Here is a 23,587-nt window from a genome sequence, read left to right on the forward strand (position 1 = left end):
TCCGGATATAGATCCCGACCGGGTGAGAATAGTTACGAATAGTTCGCATGAGCCCAACTCCCCCGCCCTAACGTCCAGTTCATGGCAACTCGGACCACCATGAGCCCGCCCGTCCACCTCAGCCTGCCCGCCGAGGCCCCGAGACCGGCCGTCGGCTGCGATGTGTGCGCCGCGCTGGCCGGGCAGCGGTCGGAGGCGTACCGGCGGGGGGACCGCTCGGCGGTGTCGGACTGCAACGTCGAGATCGTCGCGCACCGCGGGCGGAGCCGGTGCTGAGCCCGGGCGGCGTGTTCCGGTACGTCGCGCACACCATCCGGCACGCGCCGGAGGGCGGGACCACCTACGAGGTGTTCTGCGCCGCCTACCGGTGCGGAGCGGAGTCGGGCCCGCAGGACGAGCAGGAGGCCGCGCAGGACTGGGCGCTGCGGCACACCGGGCGGACCGGCCATGACCTGTTCCGCCGGGTGTTCACCGACCATGCGCGCGTCACGCGGACGGCCGGGCCGTCTCACGATCCGGGCCGGGTTGGCCCGGGCGGGGGCGGGCGGCCATAATCCACTCCATGCGCAAGCAGCTGAGCTTCCTCTTTACCTATGGCACCGGCCGGTCCGGTCGCCATGGGTCCTCGTGATGCTCGCTTGAGCCGCTGACTTCCCAGAGCGCCCCGGTCCGACAGGACCGGGGCGCTCTGGCGTTTCCGCTCCTGCCGGAACTACCCACAGGAGTAAGAACATGACCGTGACCACCACCCCCGCGCAGCTGATCTCCGACTCCCGCCGGCGCATCGACGCCATCGACGACCGGATCATCGGCCTGATCCAGGAGCGGATGGCCGTCTCGACCGTCATCCAGGAGGCCCGGATCTCCTCGGGCGGCCGCCGGGTGAACCTTTCGCGCGAGATGGAGGTGCTCGAGCACTGGCGCGATGCCCTCGGGAAGCCCGGGACCGCGCTCGCCATGACCCTGCTGGAGCTGTGCCGCGGCCGCGTCTGAGGCCGTCCCCGCCCCGTGCGCCCACGCCTCTTGCGCCTCTTACGCCTGTTCGTCACTCGTCCGGACCGTGACCGGCCCCGACGGGCTTCGTTGGTGTGGATGGCCGCGTCAGCCAGGCGCGGGACCGAACACCACGCGTGGCTCCGCCGGAGCGATGAGACGTACGGCCCGTCGGGGACGTGCGTCGTGGGACCTCGCTCCTTCGCGTGACCGGACGGCAGGGGACAGCAGCCCGGTCACCCCAAAAAGGGACGGCCGGCCCAGGAGACGCCCCGGGCCGGCCGTTCTCTGTGTTTCCGGCGCTTACGCGTGCCCGCCGGACCGGCGGCGCACCCCCACGTACAGCGCACCGCCGACGGCCACGGCCGCCAGCGCGCCCAGCGCGACCGGGCCGACGGAGCTGCCGGTCGAGGCCAGGTTGCCGCCCGTACCGCCGGCAGCGGTGGTGGAGGACGACGCGGAGGGCGTGGCCGACGCCGAGGCGGACGCGGACGGCGACGGCGAGGCGGAGGCCGAGGCGGACGGGGACGGGCTCGCGCCGCTCTTCACCTCGACCACGAAGGCGGCCGTGGTGTTGCCCGCGACCGGGTCGAAGGCGTGCTGCTTGGTGCCGCCCGGGACCGGCTCACCAACGGTGACCGAGCCCTTGGCGTTCGCCACGGCCTTCTCGATCTTCATCGCGAACCGGCTGGCGTACGTACCGGGGACGTCCGCGAACAGCCCGCCGTCACAGAAGTAGCGCGGCGCGCCCAGCTGCTCCGCGCGGTCGCTGCCGTCGGCGTTGACCGCGCGGCAGTTCCGGGGCACGTCCGTGACCTGCACGCCGGCCGGCATCACGATGTCGGCACGGGCCACGCTCTGACCCGAGCGCAGGTGGCTGATCACGGCCGGGCCCTTGTTGCGGAAGCCGAGCTCGGCCACGACCGTGTCGCCCACCTTGCCGGAGGGCGAGGCGGTGACCGCCTCGAAGTCGGCCTTGGCGCCCTTGGCGTCGAAGTCGAACGAGCGCTCGTTGTCGCGCGGGTTCAGATCGGTGTCCTCGGCCCGCCTGGCGACCCGCGGGTCCAGGTTGGATTCCGTGACCGGCACGGCAGCCGACGCCTTGACCAGCGTCAGCTTCTTACCGGTGGCCGACTTGCCCGCAGGCGCGTCCTTGCCCGGCGCCGGGTCGGGGATGACCCCGTACCTCAGCGTGTCCCGGTAGGCCCGCTCGGTCGTCTTGAGGTGCAGCGGGGAGTCGGGGGCGAGCTGGTAGGACTCGCCCGGCAGGAACTCGCCCTCGACGAGGCACACCGTGGTGTCGCCCATACCGCCGTGGTCCTGCCGCCGGCAGTTGTCGTACGTCTCCGCAGGCTCCAGGCCGGCCGAGGTGTCCAGCTCCAGCGCCACCGACTTGGCGGGCAGCGTGCCCCGGTTCGCGAAGGCGAGGGGCAGGTCCTGCTGCTCGCCCGCCGCCACGTCCGCCTTGAGCTTCAGCTCCCCCACGAGCAGATCGGGGCCGCCGACGGTCATCGTGGTGGTGACGGGCGTGACGCTCGCCCCGGCCACCTTGCCGGTGACCGCGATCGCGCCGCTCGCGCCGTTCTTGCTGCCCTGGGCGGCGGAGACGAGCAGGTCGAAGCTGTTGCTCCCGTTCCCGACCGACAGGCCCTGCTGCTTGCAGACGATCGCGGTGGCGCTCGCGGCGCAGTTCGGCCGGGGCTTGGCCGGATCGAGCCGGACCGACGCCACCCCGGCGACCTTGCTCAGGTCGACGGTGATGGTGAACTCGCCCGGGAAGCTGTTCCCGGGGCCCACATAGCTCAGGTTGTAGCGAAGGCTCCGCTCCTTCGGGGCGCCCGTGTCCGGGTACGGCTGGAGCACCTGGGCGGAGGGGCCTCCGAGCGGGAAGGCGGGTTCCGCGGCGAGCGCGGGGGCGGCCACGCCGAGGCTCAGAGTCGCCAACCCCGTAGCTGCCAAAAGGGAGATGCGCTTGTCCATGATGATCGAGACCGCCGAGGGCGGGTCACAGTTGCACACTTCGCGGCGTGACGGGCATCACATGCAACCATCCGGACTGATCACCTGTCACTTATGTACGCGGCGGCGGGTTCTGCGCTCGGAGGGGGAGCGCAGACCTTGCCGCCGCTACACGTGTCACGCCTTCTTCGGAACCTCCGGCACCGGCAGCAGCAAAGGCAGCCGCAACGCGCCGAACGCCTCCTTCGGGACCGCCGGACGGGCCGGTTCCACCGCCGCCAGCCGGGCGTAGGCCCCGCCCTGCTCCGGCCGCGGGTCCTGCTCGCCGTTGTTCGGCCAGTACGACATCGCCCGCTCCGCCTGCGCCGTGATCGTCAGCGACGGGTTCACCCCGAGGTTCGCGGAGACCGCCGAGCCGTCCACCACCGAGATGCCCGGGTGCCCGTACAGCCGGTGGTACGGGTCCACCACGCCCTCCTCCGCGGAGGCGCCGATCGGGCAGCCGCCGAGGAAGTGCGCCGTCAGCGGGGTGCCCATCAGCTCGCCGATGTTGCTGCCCGGGAAGCCGTTGATCTCCTCGGCCAGCAGGGTGGCCGCCTCGGTGGCCTCCTTGATCTGCACCGGGTTCGGCGCGCCGTGCCCCTGGCGGGCGGTGAGCAGGCCCTTCCCGAGCCCGCCGGGCTTGCGGTACGTCGTCAGCGAGTTGTCCAGCGACTGCATGACCAGCCCGATGATCGTCCGCTCCGACCAGCGCCGGTTGGACAGCGAGCGCGCCAGCTGCACCGGGTGCTTCGCGGTCCGGGCGAACCAGGCCCGGACCCGGTGCCTGCCGAACGGCACTTGGAGGACGGTCATGAACCCCATGGCGTTGGAGCCCTTGCCGTAGCGGACGGGCTCGATGTGGGTGTCGGCGTCGGGGTGCACGGACGAGGTGATCGCCACGCCCCGGGTGAAGTCGGCGCGCTGCTCCTCGCCGGGGCCCGCGCCGCGGCGTCGGCGGTAGCGGCGGTCGTCGGTCTGCGCGCCGACCAGGCCCTCCGAGTTGGTCCGGGTCAGCTCGCCGAGCCGGTCCGAGATCCGCGGGAGGAGCCCGTTGTCCTTCATGGTGTGCAGCAGGGTCTGGGTGCCGTACGTGCCCGCCGCGACGACCACGTACCGGGCGCGCAGCTCCTTGGCGATTCCCCGGCGGCGCGCGTCGGTGGGGACGGTACGGATGCGGTAGCCGCCGTCGGGGTGCTCGGCGAGCGCGGTGACGGTGGTCATCGGGTGGATGACGGCGCCGGCGCGCTCGGCGAGGTGCAGGTAGTTCTCGTTCAGGGTGTTCTTCGCGCCGTGCCGGCAACCGGTCATGCACTCGCCGCATTCGGTGCAGGCCCTGCGGGCGGGGCCGGCGCCCCCGAAGTACGGGTCGGGGACCTCCTGGCCGGGGCGGGCCTCGCAGCCGCCCTCGGCGTCCGCGCCGTCGCCGAAGAAGACGCCGACCGGGGCCATGTGGAAGGAGTCCCCGACGCCCATCTTCTCGGCGGCGGCCTTCAGGTGGACGTCGGAGGGGGTCAGCGTCGGGTTGAGGCGTACGCCGAGCATCCGCTTGGCCTGGTCGTAGTACGGGGCGAGTTCCTCGCGCCAGTCGGTGATGGACGCCCACTGCCGGTCCTCGAAGAAGGCGGTGGGCGGCACGTACAGGGTGTTGGCGTAGTTGAGCGAGCCGCCGCCCACCCCGGCGCCCGCGAGCACCATCACGTTGCCGAGCAGGTGGATCCGCTGGATCCCGTACAGCCCGAGGGCCGGGGCCCACAGGTAGTTGCGCAGGTCCCAGCTGTTGCGGGGCAGGCTCTCGCGGGTGAACCGGCGCCCTGCCTCCAGGACGCCGACCCGGTAGCCCTTCTCGGTCAGCCGCAGCGCCGAGACCGACCCTCCGAAGCCCGATCCGATGACGATGACGTCGTAGTCGTAATCGTGGTCGTACGACACTGCTTGTGCCTCCCGGTTGGGTCCTGGCGTGCCTAGCGCAGACGGAGAGCCTTCATGACCTTGAGGCTGCGGGTCATGAACGCCGCGTACTTCTCGTCGTCCATGCCCAGCGAGGGCGCCATCGGGAGCAGCCGCTGGTGGGCGACGGTCTGGGCCTCGGTGTACTTGAGGATGCCCTCGGAGCCGTGGCGGCGGCCGAGGCCGGAGTCCTTCATGCCGCCCATGGGCGCCTGGGCGCTGCCGTAGGCGGGGGCGTAGCCCTCGTTGATGTTGACGGTGCCGGTGCGCAGGCGGGCGGCGACGGCGTGGCCGCGGCGGGCGTCCTTGGTCCAGACGCTGGAGTTGAGCCCGTACGCGGTGGAGTTGGCCTGCGCGACGGCCTCGTCCTCGTCGGTGAACCGGTAGATGGAGACCACCGGGCCGAACGTTTCCTCGCCGCAGACCGCCATCGGCGCCTCGACGCCGTCGAGGATGGTGGGCTCGTAGAACAGCGGGCCGATGTCGGGGCGGGCGGTGCCGCCCGCGACGAGGGTGGCGCCCTTGGCCACGGCTTCGTCCACGTGCCGCTGGACGGTCTCCAGCTGGCGCTCGCCGACCAGCGAGCCCATGTCCGCGCCGTACGCGAGGGAGGCGCCGAGCCGCATGGCCTTCGTACGGGCGGCGAAGCGCTCGACGAACGCGTCGGCGATCGAGGCGTGGACGTACAGCCGCTCGATGGAGATGCAGAGCTGGCCGGCGGAGGAGAAGCAGGCGCGGACGGCGCCCGCGGCGGCCTTCTCGATGTCGGCGTCGTGCAGCACGAGCATGGCGTTCTTGCCGCCGAGCTCGAGCGAGACCCCGACGAGGCGGGCGGCCGCGCCCTGGGCGACCTCGCGGCCGGTGCGGGTGGAGCCGGTGAAGGAGACGTAGTCGGCGTGCCGGACCACCTCGGGGCCGACGACGGGTCCGTCGCCGAGGACGATCTGGAAGACCTCGGCGGGCAGTCCGGCCTCGATCAGCAGGTCACGGGCCCACAGGGCGGTGAGCGCGGTCTCGGTGTCGGGCTTCATGACGACGGCGTTGCCGGAGACGAAGGCGGGCAGCGCGTCGCCGACGGACAGCTCGAGGGGGTAGTTCCAAGGGGCGATCTGGCCGACGACCCCGCGCGGCTGGCGCAGCTCGGTGACCTTCGTGAGGGTGGGCATGGCGCCCGTGTGGCCCTTGGGGCGCAGGTACCCGGGGGCCTTGCGCCCGTAGTGGCGGGCCGAGACGGCGACCGCCTGGACCTCCTCGTGGGCGTGCAGGCGGGCCTTGCCGGTCTCCAGCTGGATCAGGTCGAGGACCTCGGCCTGCCGGTCCAGGACCAGGTCGTGGAAGCGCAGGAGCACGGCCGCCCGCTTGGCGACGGGGACGGCCGCCCAGGCGCTCTGGGCGGCGCGGGCCCGGTCGAAGGCCTCGGCCACGTCCTCGGGGGTGGCCTCGGGGAGCTCCGCCAGCCGGTCCCCGGTGAACGGGGTGTGGTTGGCGGTGCGCCCGGAGCCGAGCACTCCGCGGGTCAGCCGGGCGACCAGGTCGGGGGTCACCACGTCGGCGGCGGTGCGGGCACCGGCCGGGGCCGGGGCGACCGGATTGGTGGGTGCCGGTGCGGTGCGGAGGGGGGCCGGGGCCTGCGAGTCCGTCATGCCGGTGAGCGTATTGCGCCGGACAGCCTTTGGGTACCCGCCGGTAACCGGATTTTGCCATTTCCGCCAGTGATCGCTGGCAGAGTAGCGGGATCAGGGCTTCTTGGCAGGCGGTTCCCAGCCGCTGAGCACGATGTCGAACTGCTGCTCGGTCGTGGCCCAGTCGGCGACCGGGCTCGACATGTAGATGGCGTACTCCGTGCCGTCCGGGGCGACGTACATCTGCTCCTTGGCCCTGCGCGGACCGGGGTGGTTCTGCTTCTCCGTCCAGCTGAAGTCCCAGAGCGCGGCCCGGGTGCTGTCCCGGAACGTGTTCTGGTTCAGCCGCACCTTCTTGTAGTCGGTCCGCTTCGCCACCTGCTTCTCCAGGTCGAGCAGGTGCGCGTACGGGTCCTGGTAGTCCGGGGTGGAATCGGAGGCGATCCGGATGAAGTGCTTTCCGTCGTCCGGCGTGTAGTCGATCTGATCGCCGTTCGCCTTGCGCGTCCAGCCCTCCGGGACGAACAGGGTGAAGCCGGCGATGGGGTCGGTGACCTCCTTGTAGCCCGCCGGAGGGGCGTCCTCGTCGCCGTCCTGCTGGTCGGAGGCGCTCGCGTTCTTGTCGGAGCCGCCGCCCCCATCCGTGTCCCCGACGAACTTCAGTACTCCGAACACGGCGCCGCCGCCGACCAGCGCCGCCACGAGGGCGACGGCCGCGGCCCGCTTGATCCGGCCCGTGGCCGGGCTCCCCGCTGCGGGAGCGGGTCCGGCCTGTTCGGGCAGGGCCGTCGTACGTCCCTGATCGGGCGCCGGGCCGGTGGGCGGGACGGGCTCGGTCGCGGCGCCGGTGCCGGGCTCCTGGGCGTCGGTGAGTTCCTCCGGAGTCACCGCGCGGGTGGGCACGTACGCGTGCGCCGCCTTCGGCTCCCGGCCCTCCATCGCCTCGATCAGCATCCGCTCGGTCTCCTGGGCCGAGGGCCGCTCGTCCGGGTCCTTGCGCAGCAGGGCGGTGATGACCGGCCCCAGGGCCCCCGACTGCCGCAGCGCCGGCGGCTCGTCGTTGACCACGGCCTGCAGGCTCGAGATGGGCGAGGTACGGCGGAAGGGCGAACGGGCCTCGACGGCCGTGTACAGGGTCGCGCCCAGCGACCACAGGTCGGAGGCCGTGCCGGGGGTGCCGCCGGTGACCCGCTCCGGGGCCAGGTAGTCGATGGAGCCCACGATCTCGCCGGTCCGCGTGATGGAGGAGTCTCCCTCGATCGCGGCGATCCCGAAGTCCGTGAGCAGGACCCGCCCGTCCTTGGCGAGCAGCACGTTGCCGGGCTTCACGTCCCGGTGCAGGACGCCGACCGCGTGCGCGGCGCGCAGCGCGCCCAGTACGTGCAGCCCGATCCGGGCCGCCTCGTTGGGCTCGATCCGGCCGGCCGCCTTGGCCGCGTCCGCGAGGGAGGGGCCGTCGATGTACTCCATGACGATCCACGGCCGGTCGTCGTGCTCCAGCACGTCGTGGACGACGACGACCGCCGGGTGCTGGATCCTGGCCGCGGCCCGGGCCTCTTTCTGCGTCCGGGCGTGCAGGACCTCCCGGTCGGCCTGGGCGACGTACAGACCCGCCGTCAGTTCCTTGACGGCGACGGTCCTGTGCAGCAGCTCGTCATGCGCGCGCCACACCTTGCCCATGCCGCCGCTGCCGATGGGCTCCACGAGCCGGTACCGGCCAGCGAGCACCGCGCCCGCACCTGTCTGCTGTTCCACGAAACCCCGCCACTCTGTGCACTTCGGGCCAGATTACGGAGCCCTCGGGGCTGCTGGAACCGTGAAGGCGCGGTTCCGGCAGCACTGTGACGCAATCGCCGTACTGAGTCACCGTCAGTCGGCCTCAGCCACCGGATTTGTAACTCCCCGTGGCCTTTTCGAAGACCTCGGTGACCTTGCCCTCCCCGTCCTGCGGACCGGTGACCATGACGACGTGGTAGCTGCCGCCGAGCGCCACGACGAAATTCCGGGCGACGACGCTGCGGCCGTTGCCGTCGATCCACGTGTACCGGCCGGTGACGCGGAGCTGGTTGCCGACCTTCGTGGTCTTGACGTCGCCGCCGCTGGCCCAGGTGGAGGACCGGTACGGGGCCAGCTCCGGCTCCTTGTCCTTCTGGTACGTCGCCGGGTCCGGATTGCCGTCGACCTTGTCGCGGCCGGGGACGACCGTCAGGACGTACTCCCCGTCGGTGTAGCGGACCTGCCCGGCCTCGTTCACGCCGCGCCGCTCCCAGCCGCCCGGGACGGCGATCTCGAAGTGCTCGGGGTCCTGCTGGGTGCTGTAGCCGGGCGGGGCGGGGGCGGGGGCCCCGGTCTGCGGGGTCTGGGGCGTCTGACTCTGCTTCGGCGAGGGCGGGGCGGAGGGGGACGGCGACGGAGACTGCTGCGCCACGGGGGTCTTGTCGTCGGCATCCCCCTGGCCCCCGTCCCTGGGCAGGAAGAGCATGGCGTAGGCCACGGTCCCGGCGAGCAGGGCGAGGATGCCGACGAGCAGGATCCGCCCCAGCGAGCGCGGCTTGCGGGAGGGGGCGGGGTTGCGGTGCCGGCCGTGCAGGTCGCCCCGCCGGCGTACGACGGGCAGCCGCGCGGGATCCGGCTCCGGCATCGGGAGCGCGCCGAGGCCGCCGTCCGGCTCGGGGGCGGACCGTACGAGCGAGCGCAGCCAGCCGCGGAGCTCCTCGAAGTCGGGGCGCTCGGTGGGGTCCTGGCGCAGCAGCGACTCCACGACCGGGCGCAGCGGGCCGCACTCCTCGGCGAAGGCGGGGGACTCGGCGCAGACCATCTCGACGAGCTCGGTGACGCTGTCCTCGGGGTACGGGGCATGGCCCTGGACGGCGCGGTACAGCAGCGCGCCGAGCGCCCAGAGGTCGGTGGCGGGCCCGACGGGGGCGGCCAGCTGCCAGGGCCCGGTGACGGGCCCGGCCTGCTCGGGGGCCCACCGCTCGGTGACGGCCCCGACGACGGCCATCCGCGTCTGCCGCGCCCGCTCGGCATCCAGGCCACTCCGAATCCCCGCACCGCCCCAACCCCCGTCGTGGCCGGGCCGACTGGGCCGGCTGGCCTGACTGGGCCGGCTGGGCCGGCTGGGCCGGAGCAGGGCGGCCGACTCGCCGGGGAGCATGTACGAGCCCGTGTCCGGGCCCTCGGACCCGTTCTGCCGAACGGGGCCGGGCTCGCCCGGGGGCAGGTACGAGGCCATGTCCGGGCCCTCGGCCCCCTGCGGCGAGGCCGGGGGCGGGGGGTCGGCCTGGTGGTATCCCTGGGGCAGGGCGAGTTGGGCGGGCAGCACGGGACGGGGCGGCGCCGGGTCGGGCTGCGTCTCGGGCTCGGGCTGCGTCTCGGGCTCCGGCTCCGGCTCCGGCTCCGGCTGCTCGGCGGGCGGAAGGGCGGCCTGCCGGCGCGGGGTGGCCCCGTGCCACGGCGCGCTCGTACCGCTCTCCGGGCCGCCGTACGGGTACGAGTACCCCTGCGGCAGGTTCGACCCCTGCGGCCTCGGCTCCGGCGCGGGCTCGGATCCGCCCTTGCGCTGCTCGGTGACCCGCGCGGCGGCGGCCTGTGCCCCTGCCCTGTACGCGGCGATGGCCCCGGCGCGGGCGGCCGCCTTGAGGTCGGGCCGCTCCTCGGTCGCCGCGGGGGTGATGTGGTCGGAGTACCGCGGTCCGGTGTCGTAGCCGGGCGCCACGAGGGGGGCGTAACCGCCCGCGCCCGGACCGGCATCCCGCCCGCCGCCCGCCGACCCGTCCGGGTCCCTGCCCTGGGGCCCCCGTACGGCAAGTCCCGCACCGGGCGGCGCCCCCCGGTCCTGCTCCCCGCCAGGGTTCGGTGCCGTGCCCCGGCCCGGGCCGGCGGCCAAGACGTCCGTGCCCGGCTCCGGTGACGCCGGGGGCGGTGCAATCCGGGCCTGGGCCGCGGGGGACTTGACCCAGCCCCGGGGCGGGGCAGGGGGCGGCGGCGCGGCGGGCGGGGCCCAGGCGCCGGATCCGCCGGGGTTCGGCGGGACCGGGTCGTAGCCGCACAGGGCGTCCTCGGCGGCACCCGCCGCCAGCCCCGTCAGCACGACCCTCCCGTCCTCGCATATCAACACGGTCCGGACCGTGATGTTCCGGTGCGTCCAGCCATGCGCGTGCAGCACCCGCAACGCAGTGAGCACGTCCGCAGCGACCTCCGCCGCCCGGTACGGGCTCAGCGGCTCATCGGCGATGAGCGCGGCCAGCGGACGCGCCGGCACCAACTCGCTCACTATCCACAGCGACCCGCCCTCGGCGAACACGTCGAAGACCTGGTCCAGCCGCGGATGGTCCGGCACGGACGCGGCCGCCTGCGCGGCGGCGATGGCTCTGCGCACGGCCGGCAGATCCCCCGGCGCCCGGCGCCCGGCCGCCACCGGGGCCCGGGCCCCGGCCCCGGCCGCCGCATCCCCGTCCAGTAACTCGGCATCCACGAGTTCCGGCAACGGCACCTGCCGTACCAGGACTTCCTGCCCGCTGCGCGTGTCGAAGGCGCGGGTCTCGACCAGCTCGTACTCGTCCGACGGCGGGAGCGGCAGACGGTAGCGGTCGGCCAGGATCCGGCCCGCGTAGTCCTCCACTTCGCCTCCCCCGAGTGCTGGGGGCGCACGTGTCCCATGGCCCCGCTGCCACGATACGTCGCGCAGGGCGCCCGCGTCCCGGGCCTGGAAAGGCTCGTGGCGAGCGGCTGCTCAGCCGAGCGGCTGGAAGGTCTGGAACGCCGTGTTGCGCATCGTCGTGCACTCCGCGCCGTCCCACTGGTCCGCCGCGCAGCTGATCATGATGGCGTAGCCGTTCTTCGCGTCCACCTTGAAACCACGGTTGAGCACCCGGACCTTGATGCCGTTCTGCTCCCGCTCAAACTCCCAGTCGGCGACGGTCGGGTAGCCGTTGTACTCCGTCGCGTCGATCCGGATCGTCCGGTAGTTCGTGCTGGAGCTCGCCGTTCCGGCGACCGCCTCCGCCCATGCGGCGCGGGCGTCGTTGCCGGGGCTGGAGGTGTGGTCGACCTGGATGCGCGGGAAGCCGCCGTCGCGGCTGTATATCGCGCCGGAGTTCTTGCCGGCTATGCCCGTCACGTGGAAGCCCGAGGGCATCACCATGGAGAAGTGGAACCCAGGGTCCGTCACCTTGGCGTAGCCCTCGGGGAGTACGCCTCCGGGACCGCCCGGCGAGGCGCCCTGACCCTGGCTCTGCCCCTGGCCCTGACTCTGGCCCTGCTGGCCGCCCGGGGACTGCCCCTGGCTGGGCTCGGTGCCGCCGGTGCCGGTGCCGGTGGTGCCGCCGCTGCCGCCCTTGCCCGCGGTGGCGTTGGTCTCGCCGGTCTTGGCGGACGCGCTGGGGTTCGGCGTGCCGGAAGCCGTCGCACCCGGACCGCCCTTGCCCTCTTCCTTCTTCTTGCCGGACGGGTCGTCACCGATGAACGCGTACGCGATCAGGGATCCGATGACGGCGAGCGCGACGACCACGCCCGCTATCGCGAGGGCGATGGTGCGGCGGGACATGACGTCGGTGAGGGGCGCCGCGACCGGCGAGCGCTTGCCCGTCGCCGGGGGCTCGGCCGCCGAGGCAGCCGTCGTCGCCGCTGCGGCTGCCGCGGCCTTGCGGGTCGCCTTCAGCGCAGCGCGGGCCCGGTCGCGCTGCTCGCGCTCGAGCCGCTCGCGCTCCTTCTTCTCCGCCTTCTCGGCGGCCCTTTCGGCGGTGACCTTGGCCGCGGCCTCCTTGGCGTCGGCCAGCGAGATCTGCCGGGTTTCCTCGACGGCCGGGGCAAGGACCGGGGCGGGGGCGGGCTCCGGCGCGTTGACGACGGCGGTGAGCATCGCCCGGGCGCGCGCGTCGTCGAGGCGGCGGGCCGGGTCCTTGGCCAGCAGGCCGTAGATGACCTCGGTCAGCGGACCCGCGTTCTTGGGCGGATCCACCGGCTCGGTCATCACGGCGGTGAGGGTGGCGAGCGCGGACCCCTTGTCGTACGGGGGCACCCCCTCGACGGCGGCGTAGAGCAGTCCGCCGAGGGACCACATGTCGGCGGGCGGGCCGGGCTTCTGGCCGCGGGCGCGCTCGGGGGAGATGTACGAGGGGGCGCCGACGAGCATGCCGGTGGAGGTGACGGAGGGGTCGCCCTCGACCTGGGCGATGCCGAAGTCGGTGAGGACGACGCGGCCGGTGCGGGCGATGAGCACGTTGGACGGCTTCACGTCCCGGTGCAGGATGCCCTGGCCGTGCGCGGCGCGGAGCACGTCGAGCACGGCGAGGCCGACCTCGGCGGCGCGGTGCGGGGTCAGCGGGCCCTGTTCACGGATGAACTCGGCCAGCGAGGGGCCCTCGATGAGCTCCATGACGATCCACGGGCGCTCGTCCTCGTCCACGACGTCGAAGACGGTGACGGCGCCGCCGCTGCGGATCCGGGCGATCGCCTTGGCTTCGCGCAGGGTGCGGGTGATGAGGCGGCGCTTCTCGTCCTCGTCGACTCCGGTGCTGAAGCGGAGTTCCTTGACGGCGACCGTCCGGCCGAGGGTCTCGTCCTCGGCGCGCCACACGGTGCCCATGCCGCCCTTGCCGAGGACTTCGCGCAGCCGGTAGCGGCGCGCGAGCAGCCGGCCCTCGGCTCCCGCGCCCTCAGCGGCCTTGGCGGCAGCCGCCTTGACCGCGGCCGCAACGGCATCGGCCTTCTCGACGACGGAATTCCCCGCGGCCACAGGCTTCGCCGCAGCAGGCCTCTTGTCCTCGGCCTCGGCAGACGCCGCCGCAGCCTTGCCCAGGTCCGGCTTCCCGCCCTCGGTGACACCGGCGGCAGCCGCAGGCTTGCCCAGGTCGGCCTTGGCCGCAGCAGGTTCCTCGCCCGCCGGCTCCGCCGGCTCGGCAGACGCCACGGCAGGCTTCGCGTCCTCGGCCGCGCCGCCACCGGCCCCGCCCGGGGCCGGCTTCCCGGCCTCGGCGGCACCAGCCGCAGCCTCCGCCGGCTCTGCGGCACCGGACGCAGGCTTGCCCGCGTCCGGCTTCGCCGCAGGCGGGACGGCAGGCTTCGCAGCGTCAGGCTTCGCAGCCTGCGGTGCGCCAGGCTTCGCCGTAGGCGACTTCGGCTCCGCCGACACAGGCTTCGCCCGGTCCTGCTTCGCCGCAGGCGACTCGGCGGGCGACTCGGTGTGCTCCGGCTTCGACATGCGTCCCCTCTGCGATCGTGCCGCCTGCTCAGGCTGCTCCGGCAGCCTCCGGGGTCCCCGGTGGCCCGCCCCGGGAGAACCCGTGCGGTAACCCGCCCCGGCAGAACCCTCATTGTTCCTCACTCCGCAACGGACGGGCGCCCCGGGTCCGCGGTTCCCCCCTCCGCATCCCGGAGTTACAACGGAACGATGTCGGGAGCCCCCAACCGCGCCGCATCCGCCGTCTGGTCGTCCGGCTGACGCTGCGATTCCCGTTCCGCCTGTACCCGCTTCTCGTAGTGTTCCACTTCCTTCTCGGTCTGCTGCTTGTCCCACCCCAGGACCGGAGCCATCAGCTCCGCGCACTCCCTCGCCGACCGCGTCCCACGGTCGAACGTCTCGATCGAGATCCGCGTCCGCCGCGTCAGCACGTCGTCCAGGTGCCGCGCCCCCTCGTGCGAGGCCGCGTAGACCACCTCCGCCCGCAGGTAGTCGTCCGCCCCGCCCAGCGGCTGCCCCAGCCCGGGGTCCGCCGCGATCAGGTCCAGCAGTTCTTCCGTCATCGAGCCGTACCGGTTCAACAGGTGCTCCACCCGCACCACATGAAGGCCCGTCCGGGCCGCCATCCGGGCCCGCCCGTTCCACAGCGCCCGGTACCCCTCCGCCCCCACCAGCGGCACGTCCTCCGTCACGCATTCCGCGACCCGCTGGTCCAGCCCGTGCACCGCCTCGTCCACGGCGTCCTTCGCCATGACCCGGTACGTCGTGTACTTGCCGCCCGCGACCACCACCAGCCCCGGTACGGGATGGGCCACCGTGTGCTCGCGCGAGAGCTTGCTCGTCGCGTCCGACTCCCCGGCCAGCAGCGGCCGCAGGCCCGCGTACACCCCCTGCACGTCGTCGCGCGTCAGCGGCACCGCCAGCACCGAGTTCACGTGGTCCAGCAGGTAGTCGATGTCCGCGCTGGACGCCGCCGGATGCGCCTTGTCCAGGTCCCAGTCCGTGTCCGTCGTCCCCACGATCCAGCTCCGCCCCCACGGGATCACGAACAGGACCGACTTCTCCGTCCGGAGGATCAGGCCCGTCGAGGAGTGGATCCGGTCCTTCGGGACGACCAGGTGGATGCCCTTCGACGCCCGGACGTGGAACTGCCCCCGCTCCCCGATCAGAGCCTGCGTGTCGTCCGTCCACACCCCCGTCGCGTTCACGATCTGCCGCGCGCGGATCTCGTACTCCCCGCCGCCCTCCACGTCCTGCACCCTCGCCCCGACGACCCGCTCCCCCTCGCGCAGGAAGCCGACCACCCTCGCCCGATTGGCGCACTGCGCCCCGTATGCCGCGGCCGTCCGGACCAGCGTGGCCACGTACCGCGCATCGTCCATCTGGGCGTCGTAGTACTGCAGGGCCCCCACCAGCGCGTCCTTGCGCAGCGCCGGCGCGACCCGCAGCGCGCGCCCCCGCGACAGGTGCCGGTGCAACGGCAGCCCCCGCCCGTGCCCGCTGGACACCGACATCGCGTCGTACAGCGCGACGCCCGATCCGGCGTAGAACCGCTCCCAGCCCTTGTGCTGGAGCGGATACAGGAACGGCACGGGCTTGACCAGGTGCGGGGCCAGCCGCTCCAGCAGCAGGCCGCGCTCCTTGAGGGCCTCCCGTACGAGGGCGAAGTCCAGCATCTCCAGGTACCGCAGACCGCCGTGGATCAGCTTGCTCGACCGGCTGGAGGTGCCGGACGCCCAGTCCCGGGCCTCCACCAGCCCCGTCGAGAGGCCTCTGGTCGCGGCGTCGAGGGCGGTGCCGGCGCCCACCACGCCCGCGCCCACCACCAGCACGTCCAGTTCCCGCTCGGCCATCCGGGCGAGCGCCTCTTCGCGCTGGACCGGCCCCAGTGTCGCTGTCCTCACGGCTGCCTCCCGTTCGGTGCGGGTGTTCCCCGCTCGGTGCGGGTGATCCCGCTCACATCCCCCGCCCTCGATTCTGACCCGCCGCACCCACATCAGCCACCGCCTGTGGACAACACAACGGCGACCATCACCCCGTAATACGACACATCGGTCATATATACGCCTAGTCTGACATCGCGCCAGCTCCACACCTGGACCCGCACGGTCCACAGGACTTGCGCACCCAGCCCCCTCATGCATGCCAGGGAAGGGACGGCACCCCATGCCCGCAGATCTGGCCGTCATCGGACTCGGCCACCTCGGCCTCCCGCTGGCCCAGGCGGCCGTCGCCGCCGGAATCGAGACGGTCGGCTACGACAGCGGTCCGGCCACGGACTCCACCCTCACCGCCGCCGAGGTCCGCCGCATGTCGGCCGCCGGCTTCCGGGTCACCACCAACCCCGCCGAACTCGGCAGGGTCCGCACCGCCGTCATCTGCGCCCCCACCCAGCTCGGCGCCGACCGCGCGCTCGACCTCTCCGCCGTCGGCGAGGCGGGCCGCACGCTCGCCGCCCGGCTGCGCCCGCACACCACCGTCATCCTCGAGTCCGCCGCCCACCCGGGCGTCACCGAGGACTACCTGCGCCCGATCCTCGAGACCGGCTCCGGACTGCGCGCGGGCCGGGACTTCCACCTGGCCTACTCCCCCAGCCGCCTCGACCCGGGCAACCGCACCCACGGCATCGCCAACACCCCCAAGGTGATCGGCGGCCTCACCCCCGCCTGCACCGAGTCCGCGCACGCCTTCTACGCCCGTCTCACCGAGAAGGTGGTCCGCGCGCGCGGCCTGCGCGAGGCCGAGACCGTACAGCTCCTGGAGACCAACTACCGGCACGTCAACATCGCCCTCATGAACGAGATGGCGGTGCTCTGCCACGACCTCGGCGTCGACCTGTGGGACGTCATCCGCTGCGCCGAGACCAAGCCGTACGGATTCCAGGCGTTCCGGCCCGGCCCGGGGGTCGGCGGCCACGGTGTCCCCCTCGACCCCAACTACCTCCCCCACACCACCCGCACCCCGGGCCACCCCCTGCGCATGGTCGGGCTGGCGCAGGAGATCAACGGCCGGATGCCCCAGTACGTCATCCAGCGTTCCGCCACCCTGCTGAACGAGCACGGGAAATCGGCCCGCGGGGCCCGGGTCCTGCTGCTCGGCGTCACGTACAAGCCCGATCTGGGCGACCAGGAGGGCTCACCGGCCTGCGAGATCGCCAGCCGGCTCCTCGACCTCGGCGCGCTGATCAGCTACCACGACCCGTACATCGCCGGATGGCGCGTCAGGGACCAGCCCGTCCCCCGCGCCGAATCGTTGTACGAGGCCGCCGCGAACGCCGATCTGACGATCCTGCTCCAGCACCACCGCACGTACGACCTCCAAGGTCTGGCGGTGAAGGCACAGTTGCTTCTGGACACCCGCGGCGCCAGCCCGGCGGGCGCGGCACACCGGCTCTGACCACGCCGCAAATCCCCTCTGCGGATGCCGGATCCGGCTGCTAGCCTGCGGCGACTTATCTCGCACATACGTCCGCAGCGCCCCGTGCCTCCTGCACCCGCCCACACGTATGCCCGAATCCCTGGGGGGGATTTCTCCATGAGCCAGCACATCCAGCCGCCCGCGCCCGACTCCGCGACCCCGGCCGTCCCGTACCCGGCCGAGCCCGCCCGGACCGGCAACATCGGCCTCGGCATCGCCGCGGCCCTGGTCGCCGCACTGGTCGCGGCCGCCGCGTACGGCGGGATCATGAACGCGATCGACCGCCAGATCGGCTACGCGGCGGTCGGCGTCGGCATCCTGGTCGGCTTTGCCGCCGGAAAGCTCGGCGGCAAGAACCCCGTGCTCCCCGTGGTCGGCGCGATCCTCTCGCTCGGCGCCGTCTACCTCGGCCAGCTGTTCTACATCGCGCTGAAGCTGGCCGACTACGGCAACGTCGGCGTCGGCGACGTCCTGAGCCACGCGGGCGTCAGCGGTCTCAACGACATCTGGCAGGAGGGCGCCGAGGCGATGGACTACGTCTTCCTCGTCATCGGCGGCTTCGTCGCCTTCGGCACCGCCAAGAAGATCAGCGACTGATCCAAGGGCGGCTCTGAGCAGGCACGTTCGGCAGAAATCCCTGTTGACGGCCCGTCCGGCGGTCATATGATCCGCACGTGCCCGCTCACCCCCGGCTCGGCCGTTCCCGTGGGGCTACACCGGCGGCTCCGACCACGAGGCCGAGTTCAGCCGCCACCGCATGACCGCCCTGGCCAAGGGCTGAGGGGGACATCATGGACACGACCGACGCCGACGGCATCACCACCACCACCGTGGACGGCATCCGCACCGTCCTCGCCCCCCGTTCGGGGCTCCTCACCGCCGGGCTCCTCTTCCGCGTCGGACGCGCCGACGAGACCCTCGCCACCAGCGGCATCACCCATCTGGTCGAGCACCTCGCCCTGCACCGGCACGGCCTCGGCGACGTGCACCACAACGGCGCCACCGCCGCCGCGCACACCGAGTTCCACGTCACGGGCACTCCCGCCGACGTGGTCGAGTACCTCAACGGCGTGTGCGCGGCGCTGCGCGACCTCCCGATGGAACGGCTGGAGACCGAGAAGGAGATCCTGCGCACCGAGGCCGCCGGCAAGAGTCACGGCCCGGCCCACGCCGCCACCCTGTGGCGCTACGGCTCCCGCTCGTACGGACTCACCGGCTACGCCGAGACGGGCCTGTACCGCCTGACCGCGGACGATGTCCGCGCATGGGTGCAGACCCGGTTCACCGCCCGGAACGCCGTCCTGTGGATCACCGGCGACACCGTCCCCGAGGGCCTCGACCTCACGCTCCCGAGCGGCGAGTGGCACCCGGCCCCGGCGGCCACCTCCGCGCTGCCCGCCACCCCCGCCTGCTTCCGGGGCGACGACCGCGGCGTCGTCCTGACCGCGGTCGTGCCCCGTTCCACCGAAGCGGGCCTGTTCGCCGAGGTCCTGGGCAAGGAGCTGTTCCGCGAGCTGCGCCAGAAGGGCGGCTACTCCTCCACCGCGACCGGCGACTACTCCCCGCGCGACGCCGACTCCGCGACCGTCACCGCGTACGCCGACGCCCTCCCGCAGAAGCAGGACGCCCTGGTCGGTGCCTTCGTCGACGTCTTCGCGAAGCTCCGGGCCGGCCGGATCGAACAGGCCGACCTGGACTCCGTACGAGCATCCGCGCTGGCGCAGTTCGACGCGCCGGAGCTCGCCGGCTGCATGCTCCCCGGGCATGCCGTGAACCTGCTGCTGGGCCACCGCAACCTCACCGTCGCCGAGGCGAAGGCCGAGATCGAGGCGGTCACCGTCGCCGACCTGCACCGGGTCGCCCTCGCCGTGTGGGACGACGCCCTGATGCAGGTGCCCGGCCGGGGCGCGGACCGGGCCGGCCTGGCGGCCGCACCCACCGATTCCCCGGAGCTCGTCAGCGGCAGGCGCCACCCGGCGGTGGCGGACACGGGCGTCTTCCTGCGTCTGGCGGACGACGGCGTCAGCCGGGTCTCGCCGGGCCAGCGGGTCACCGTCCGCTACGCCGAATGCTCCCTGATGCAGGTCTACCCGGACGGCGCCCGCCACCTGGTAGGCCACGACGGGTTCACCGTCACCGTCGAGCCGACCCTCTACCACCGGATCACCCCTGCCGAACTGGCGGCGATCGACGCGGCCGTCCCGCCCGCGGTGGTGGTCGCGATGCCGCCCCGTCACCCGTCGCGGATCCCGCAGCCGGCCGCGCCCGGCCCTGTGGCCGCGCCCGCCGTGCGCTCCGTCTGGTTCACCGCGCTGCTGTGGGTGCTCGGTGTGCCCGGGCTGCTCATCGGCGGGTCGGTGCTCCTGCTGGGCATCGCCCTGGGTGACGATCACGACCAGATACCCCAGGGCACCGCGCAGGACCTGCTCAAGTGGCTGATCTTCGCGGGCGTCTTCCTGATCCCGTGGGGCGTCTGCCTGGATCGCCGGATCAAGGGCAAGAACTGACCGGCCGGACGCCGAAGGGCCGGCTCCCCCTCCGGGGAGCCGGCCCTTCGCGTGCGTGCGTGGGGGTCAGCGGCGGTGCTGCGAGTCCGCGACCGTGACCTCGACCCGCTGGAACTCCTTGAGCTCGCTGTAGCCGGTGGTGGCCATCGAGCGGCGCAGCGCGCCGAAGATGTTCATCGAGCCGTCCGAGATGTGCGACGGGCCGGTGAGGATCTCCTCGGTGGTGCCGACCGTGCCCAGGTCGACCTTCTTGCCGCGCGGCACGTCCTCGTGGACGGCCTCCATGCCCCAGTGGTGGCCCTTGCCGGGCGCGTCGGTGGCGCGGGCCAGCGGGGAGCCCATCATCACGGCGTCGGCGCCGCAGGCGACGGCCTTCGGGATGTCGCCGGACCAGCCCACGCCGCCGTCGGCGATGACGTGCACGTAGCGGCCGCCGGACTCGTCCATGTAGTCGCGGCGCGCCGCGGCCACGTCCGCGACGGCGGTGGCCATCGGGACCTGGATGCCGAGCACGTTGCGCGTGGTGTGCGCGGCGCCGCCGCCGAAGCCGACCAGGACGCCCGCGGCGCCGGTGCGCATCAGGTGCAGGGCCGCGGTGTACGTGGCGCAGCCGCCGACGATGACCGGGACGTCGAGCTCGTAGATGAACTGCTTCAGGTTCAGCGGCTCGGCGGCGCCGGAGACGTGCTCCGCCGACACGGTGGTGCCGCGGATCACGAAGATGTCCACACCGGCGTCGACGACGGCCTTGGAGAACTCGGCGGTGCGCTGTGGGGAGAGCGCGGCGGCGGTGACGACACCGGAGTCGCGGACCTCCTTGATGCGCTGCCGGATCAGGTCCGCCTGGATCGGGGCGGAGTAGATCTCCTGGAGACGACGGGTCGCGGACTCCTCGTCCAGCTCCGTGATCTCGTCGAGCAGCGGCTGCGGGTCCTCGTACCGGGTCCACAGGCCTTCGAGGTTCAGCACGCCGAGGCCGCCGAGCTCGCCGATGCGGATGGCGGTCTGCGGGGAGACGACCGAGTCCATGGGGGCGGCGAGGAACGGGAGCTCGAAGCGGTAGGCGTCGATCTGCCAGGCGATCGAGACCTCCTTCGGGTCCCGCGTCCGCCGGCTCGGGACGATGGCGATGTCGTCGAACGCGTACGCCCTGCGGCCGCGCTTGCCGCGCCCGATCTCGATCTCAGTCACGTGTGGTGGCCTTTCCTCTGGGTCTGCCCGTCCAGTATCCCCGAACCCCGGCACGTCGCGTTCCGGTGACCGCTGTACGGACGCATGCGCCGGGCACGCCGGAGGGGCGGACCCGTGCGGGCCCGCCCCTCCGGTGCAGCTCGGATCAGCCCTTGCGGCTGTAGTTCGGAGCCTCGACCGTCATCTGGATGTCGTGCGGGTGGCTCTCCTTGAGGCCCGCCGAGGTGATGCGGACGAAGCGGCCGCGGTCCTGCAGCTCCGGCACCGTACGGCCGCCGACGTAGAACATCGACTGGCGCAGGCCGCCGACGAGCTGGTGCACGACCGCGGAGAGCGGGCCGCGGTACGGGACCTGGCCCTCGATGCCCTCGGGGATGAGCTTGTCGTCGCCGCCCACGCCCTCCTGGAAGTAGCGGTCCTTGGAGAAGGAGCGCTGGTCGCCGCGGGACTGCATCGCGCCGAGCGAGCCCATGCCGCGGTACGACTTGAACTGCTTGCCGTTGATGAAGAGCAGCTCGCCCGGGGACTCCTCGCAGCCCGCGAGCAGCGAGCCGAGCATCACCGTGTCGGCGCCCGCGACGAGCGCCTTCGCGATGTCGCCGGAGTACTGCAGGCCGCCGTCGCCGATGACCGGGACGCCGGCCGCCTTCGCGGCGAGCGAGGCCTCGTAGATGGCGGTGACCTGCGGGACGCCGATGCCGGCGACGACGCGGGTGGTGCAGATGGAGCCGGGGCCCACGCCGACCTTGATGCCGTCGCAGCCGGCGTCGATCAGCGCCTGGGCGCCGTCGCGGGTGGCGACGTTGCCGCCGATGACGTCGACGGAGGAGTTCGACTTGATCTTGGCGACCATGTCGCCGACCAGGCGGGAGTGGCCGTGGGCGGTGTCGACGACGATGAAGTCGGCGCCCGCCTCGATCAGGGCCTGGGCGCGGTCGTACGCGTCGCCGGCGACGCCGACCGCGGCGCCGACCAGGAGGCGGCCGCCCTTGTCCTTGGCGGCGTTCGGGTACTTCTCGGCCTTGACGAAGTCCTTGACCGTGATGAGGCCCTTGAGGATGCCCGCGTCGTCGACCAGCGGAAGCTTCTCGATCTTGTGGCGGCGCAGCAGCTCCATGGCGTCGACGCCGGAGATGCCGACCTTGCCCGTGACCAGCGGCATCGGGGTCATGACCTCGCGCACCTGGCGGCTGCGGTCCGACTCGAAGGCCATGTCGCGGTTGGTGACGATGCCGAGCAGCTTGCCCGCCGGGTCGGTGACCGGGACGCCGGAGATGCGGAACTTCGCGCAGAGCTCGTCGGCCTCGCGCAGGGTCGCGTCGGGGTGCACCGTGATCGGGTCGGTGACCATGCCGGACTCGGAGCGCTTCACCAGGTCGACCTGGTTCGCCTGGTCGGCGATCGACAGGTTGCGGTGCAGTACGCCGACGCCGCCCTGGCGGGCCATCGCGATGGCCATGCGGGCCTCGGTGACCTTGTCCATGGCGGCGGACAGCAGCGGAACGTTGACGCGCACGTTCCGGGAGATGAGGGAGGAGGTGTCGATCTCGTCCGGCGCCATGTCGGACGAGCCCGGCAGCAGCAGGACATCGTCATAGGTGAGGCCGAGTGTGGCGAATTTGTCGGGCACTCCGTCGGCGTTCACAGTCATGACACCTTCCCAATGGTCTTGCTCAGCGCGGATCTCCATGCTAACGGGATCGCGACGCGTCTCATTCCACGAGCCGGGTCAAGCCCAAGTTTCGTGGCTTCCTCCTATTGATCGTCGGCGTATCGACCGTCGACAGGATTCGGCCGGAGCCCGGTTGTTTCCGGGCTACTGCTCGGCGAGCGCGCGCAGCCGGCTGAGCGCACGATGCTGGGCCACCCGCACCGCACCGGGGGACATCCCGAGCATCTGCCCGGTCTCCTCGGCCGTGAGCCCGACCGCCACCCGCAGTACGAGGAGCTCGCGCTGGTTCTCCGGAAGGTTGGCCAGCAGCTTCTTGGCCCAGGCCGCGTCACTGCTCAGCAGCGCCCGCTCCTCCGGCCCCAGCGAGTCGTCCGGCCGCTCGGGCATCTCGTCGGAGGGCACGGCCGTGCTGCCCGGGTGCCGCATGGCGGCCCGCTGCAGGTCGGCGACCTTGTGCGCGGCGATGGCGAAGACGAAGGCCTCGAAGGGGCGGCCGGTGTCCCGGTACCGCGGGAGCGCCATCAGGACGGCGACGCACACCTCCTGCGCCAGGTCCTCCACGAAGTGGCGGGCGTCGCCCGGAAGGCGCGAGAGCCGTGCGCGGCAGTAGCGGATGGCCAGCGGGTGCACGAAGGCGAGCAGGTCGTGCGTCGCCTGCTCGTCGCCCTCCACCGCTCGGCGTACGAGCGCGCTGACAGCCCCGGCGCTACCGCTCTTGGCGGCGCCGGTGGAGCCTGTGGCCGCGGGTGACCCCGGGGCCTCGTCCTCGCGCATCAATCCATGGTGCCTTGGCGCCGGAGCATTCGCGCCGCCACGGCCCGTGTTGTGCGTCGAAGCGTTATGAGCGGGTGCGCCTGAACCCATCACTGCGCCCTCCCCTCCCGCTCGACCGAGTACTCCCCGAGGCCCCATCCCAGAAAATGCGCCACACCTCAAGCATGCGGCATCGCGCGCGAAGCGACACGTCCCCCGGATTGTGCCCCGCCGATCCCCGGGTACGCACCGGGTGCGACGGGACGGAAACAGGCGGGACGGTCCTCCGGACGGACCGTAC

15 protein-coding genes and 1 pseudogene are annotated in these 23,587 nt (G+C 72.7%); 6 read left to right on the plus strand and 10 right to left on the minus strand.

The window, feature by feature from the left end; translation table 11 throughout:
• Window positions 1-81: 81 nt before the first annotated feature.
• From OHT74_RS15425 to OHT74_RS15435, 3 genes and pseudogenes are all read left to right on the plus strand, one after another.
• Window positions 82-276, plus strand: coding sequence for a hypothetical protein (locus OHT74_RS15425; protein ID WP_266664639.1), 195 nt, complete (start codon window positions 82-84; stop codon window positions 274-276).
• Window positions 270-554: a DUF7848 domain-containing protein gene (locus tag OHT74_RS15430; RefSeq protein WP_266664640.1), complete on the plus strand. Its 285-nt coding sequence runs from the start codon at window positions 270-272 to the stop codon at window positions 552-554. Before OHT74_RS15425 ends, OHT74_RS15430 begins: the two co-directional genes overlap by 7 nt.
• Before the next feature lie 142 nt (window positions 555-696).
• A pseudogene (locus tag OHT74_RS15435) lies at window positions 697-993 on the plus strand (chorismate mutase); the annotation flags it as partial.
• Window positions 994-1,296: 303 nt separating this feature from the next.
• Here OHT74_RS15435 and OHT74_RS15440 read toward each other — a convergent pair.
• The 7 genes from OHT74_RS15440 to OHT74_RS15470 form a co-directional block, all read right to left on the minus strand.
• Entirely contained in the window at window positions 1,297-2,937 is a 1,641-nt protein-coding gene (locus tag OHT74_RS15440) for a peptidase (protein ID WP_328620522.1), read from the minus strand.
• Between the two features lie 192 nt (window positions 2,938-3,129).
• Entirely contained in the window at window positions 3,130-4,923 is a 1,794-nt protein-coding gene (locus tag OHT74_RS15445; RefSeq protein ID WP_328620523.1) for a GMC family oxidoreductase, read from the minus strand.
• Window positions 4,924-4,955: 32 nt separating this feature from the next.
• Window positions 4,956-6,584: a succinic semialdehyde dehydrogenase gene (locus tag OHT74_RS15450; protein WP_266664643.1), complete on the minus strand. Its 1,629-nt coding sequence runs from the start codon at window positions 6,582-6,584 to the stop codon at window positions 4,956-4,958.
• Window positions 6,585-6,677: 93 nt separating this feature from the next.
• Window positions 6,678-8,318, minus strand: a complete 1,641-nt coding sequence (locus OHT74_RS15455) for a serine/threonine-protein kinase (protein ID WP_328620524.1) — start codon at window positions 8,316-8,318, stop codon at window positions 6,678-6,680.
• Window positions 8,319-8,442: 124 nt separating this feature from the next.
• On the minus strand, window positions 8,443-11,187 hold the full coding sequence (locus OHT74_RS15460; protein WP_328620525.1) for a serine/threonine protein kinase: 2,745 nt from the start codon (window positions 11,185-11,187) through the stop codon (window positions 8,443-8,445).
• A 111-nt stretch (window positions 11,188-11,298) separates the two neighbouring features.
• Window positions 11,299-13,767 carry a serine/threonine-protein kinase gene (locus OHT74_RS15465; RefSeq protein WP_328620526.1) on the minus strand — a complete coding sequence of 823 codons (2,469 nt, stop codon included), beginning with the start codon at window positions 13,765-13,767 and terminating at the stop codon, window positions 11,299-11,301.
• 176 nt (window positions 13,768-13,943) lie between these two features.
• The gene (locus OHT74_RS15470; protein WP_266664649.1) at window positions 13,944-15,650 is read right to left on the minus strand and encodes a glycerol-3-phosphate dehydrogenase/oxidase; all 1,707 of its coding nucleotides are present in this window, start codon (window positions 15,648-15,650) and stop codon (window positions 13,944-13,946) included.
• A gap of 262 nt (window positions 15,651-15,912) precedes the next feature.
• On the opposite strand from OHT74_RS15470, the gene OHT74_RS15475 reads away from it, so the two are divergent.
• The 3 genes from OHT74_RS15475 (at window position 15,913) to OHT74_RS15485 (ending at window position 19,670) form a co-directional block, all read left to right on the plus strand.
• Window positions 15,913-17,142 carry a nucleotide sugar dehydrogenase gene (locus tag OHT74_RS15475; RefSeq protein ID WP_328620527.1) on the plus strand — a complete coding sequence of 410 codons (1,230 nt, stop codon included), beginning with the start codon at window positions 15,913-15,915 and terminating at the stop codon, window positions 17,140-17,142.
• A gap of 138 nt (window positions 17,143-17,280) precedes the next feature.
• Window positions 17,281-17,760, plus strand: coding sequence for a hypothetical protein (locus tag OHT74_RS15480; protein WP_328620528.1), 480 nt, complete (start codon window positions 17,281-17,283; stop codon window positions 17,758-17,760).
• Window positions 17,761-17,954: 194 nt separating this feature from the next.
• Window positions 17,955-19,670 carry a M16 family metallopeptidase gene (locus OHT74_RS15485; protein WP_328620529.1) on the plus strand — a complete coding sequence of 572 codons (1,716 nt, stop codon included), beginning with the start codon at window positions 17,955-17,957 and terminating at the stop codon, window positions 19,668-19,670.
• Between the two features lie 66 nt (window positions 19,671-19,736).
• Here OHT74_RS15485 and OHT74_RS15490 read toward each other — a convergent pair whose 3' ends face one another.
• The 3 genes from OHT74_RS15490 to OHT74_RS15500 form a co-directional block, all read right to left on the minus strand.
• Window positions 19,737-20,861, minus strand: coding sequence for a GuaB3 family IMP dehydrogenase-related protein (locus tag OHT74_RS15490; RefSeq protein WP_266626374.1), 1,125 nt, complete (start codon window positions 20,859-20,861; stop codon window positions 19,737-19,739).
• Window positions 20,862-21,006: 145 nt separating this feature from the next.
• Complete coding sequence (gene guaB / locus OHT74_RS15495) at window positions 21,007-22,512, minus strand: IMP dehydrogenase (protein ID WP_266664658.1); 1,506 nt, start codon at window positions 22,510-22,512, stop codon at window positions 21,007-21,009.
• A gap of 165 nt (window positions 22,513-22,677) precedes the next feature.
• Complete coding sequence (locus OHT74_RS15500; protein ID WP_328620530.1) at window positions 22,678-23,307, minus strand: sigma-70 family RNA polymerase sigma factor; 630 nt, start codon at window positions 23,305-23,307, stop codon at window positions 22,678-22,680.
• Window positions 23,308-23,587 lie beyond the last annotated feature (280 nt).

This window comes from Streptomyces sp. NBC_00354 (genome assembly GCF_036106915.1).
Taxonomy (GTDB): Bacteria; Actinomycetota; Actinomycetes; order Streptomycetales; family Streptomycetaceae; genus Streptomyces.

Coding starts and splice junctions, on each gene's coding strand:
- OHT74_RS15425 (WP_266664639.1), top strand. CDS start 82: ATGGCAACTCGGACCACCATGAGCCCGCCCGTCCACCTCAGCCTGCCC.
- OHT74_RS15450 (WP_266664643.1), bottom strand. CDS start 6,584: ATGACGGACTCGCAGGCCCCGGCCCCCCTCCGCACCGCACCGGCACCC.
- OHT74_RS15465 (WP_328620526.1), bottom strand. CDS start 13,767: ATGTCGAAGCCGGAGCACACCGAGTCGCCCGCCGAGTCGCCTGCGGCG.
- OHT74_RS15475 (WP_328620527.1), top strand. CDS start 15,913: ATGCCCGCAGATCTGGCCGTCATCGGACTCGGCCACCTCGGCCTCCCG.
- OHT74_RS15480 (WP_328620528.1), top strand. CDS start 17,281: ATGAGCCAGCACATCCAGCCGCCCGCGCCCGACTCCGCGACCCCGGCC.
- OHT74_RS15485 (WP_328620529.1), top strand. CDS start 17,955: ATGGACACGACCGACGCCGACGGCATCACCACCACCACCGTGGACGGC.
- guaB (WP_266664658.1), bottom strand. CDS start 22,512: ATGACTGTGAACGCCGACGGAGTGCCCGACAAATTCGCCACACTCGGC.
- OHT74_RS15500 (WP_328620530.1), bottom strand. CDS start 23,307: ATGCGCGAGGACGAGGCCCCGGGGTCACCCGCGGCCACAGGCTCCACC.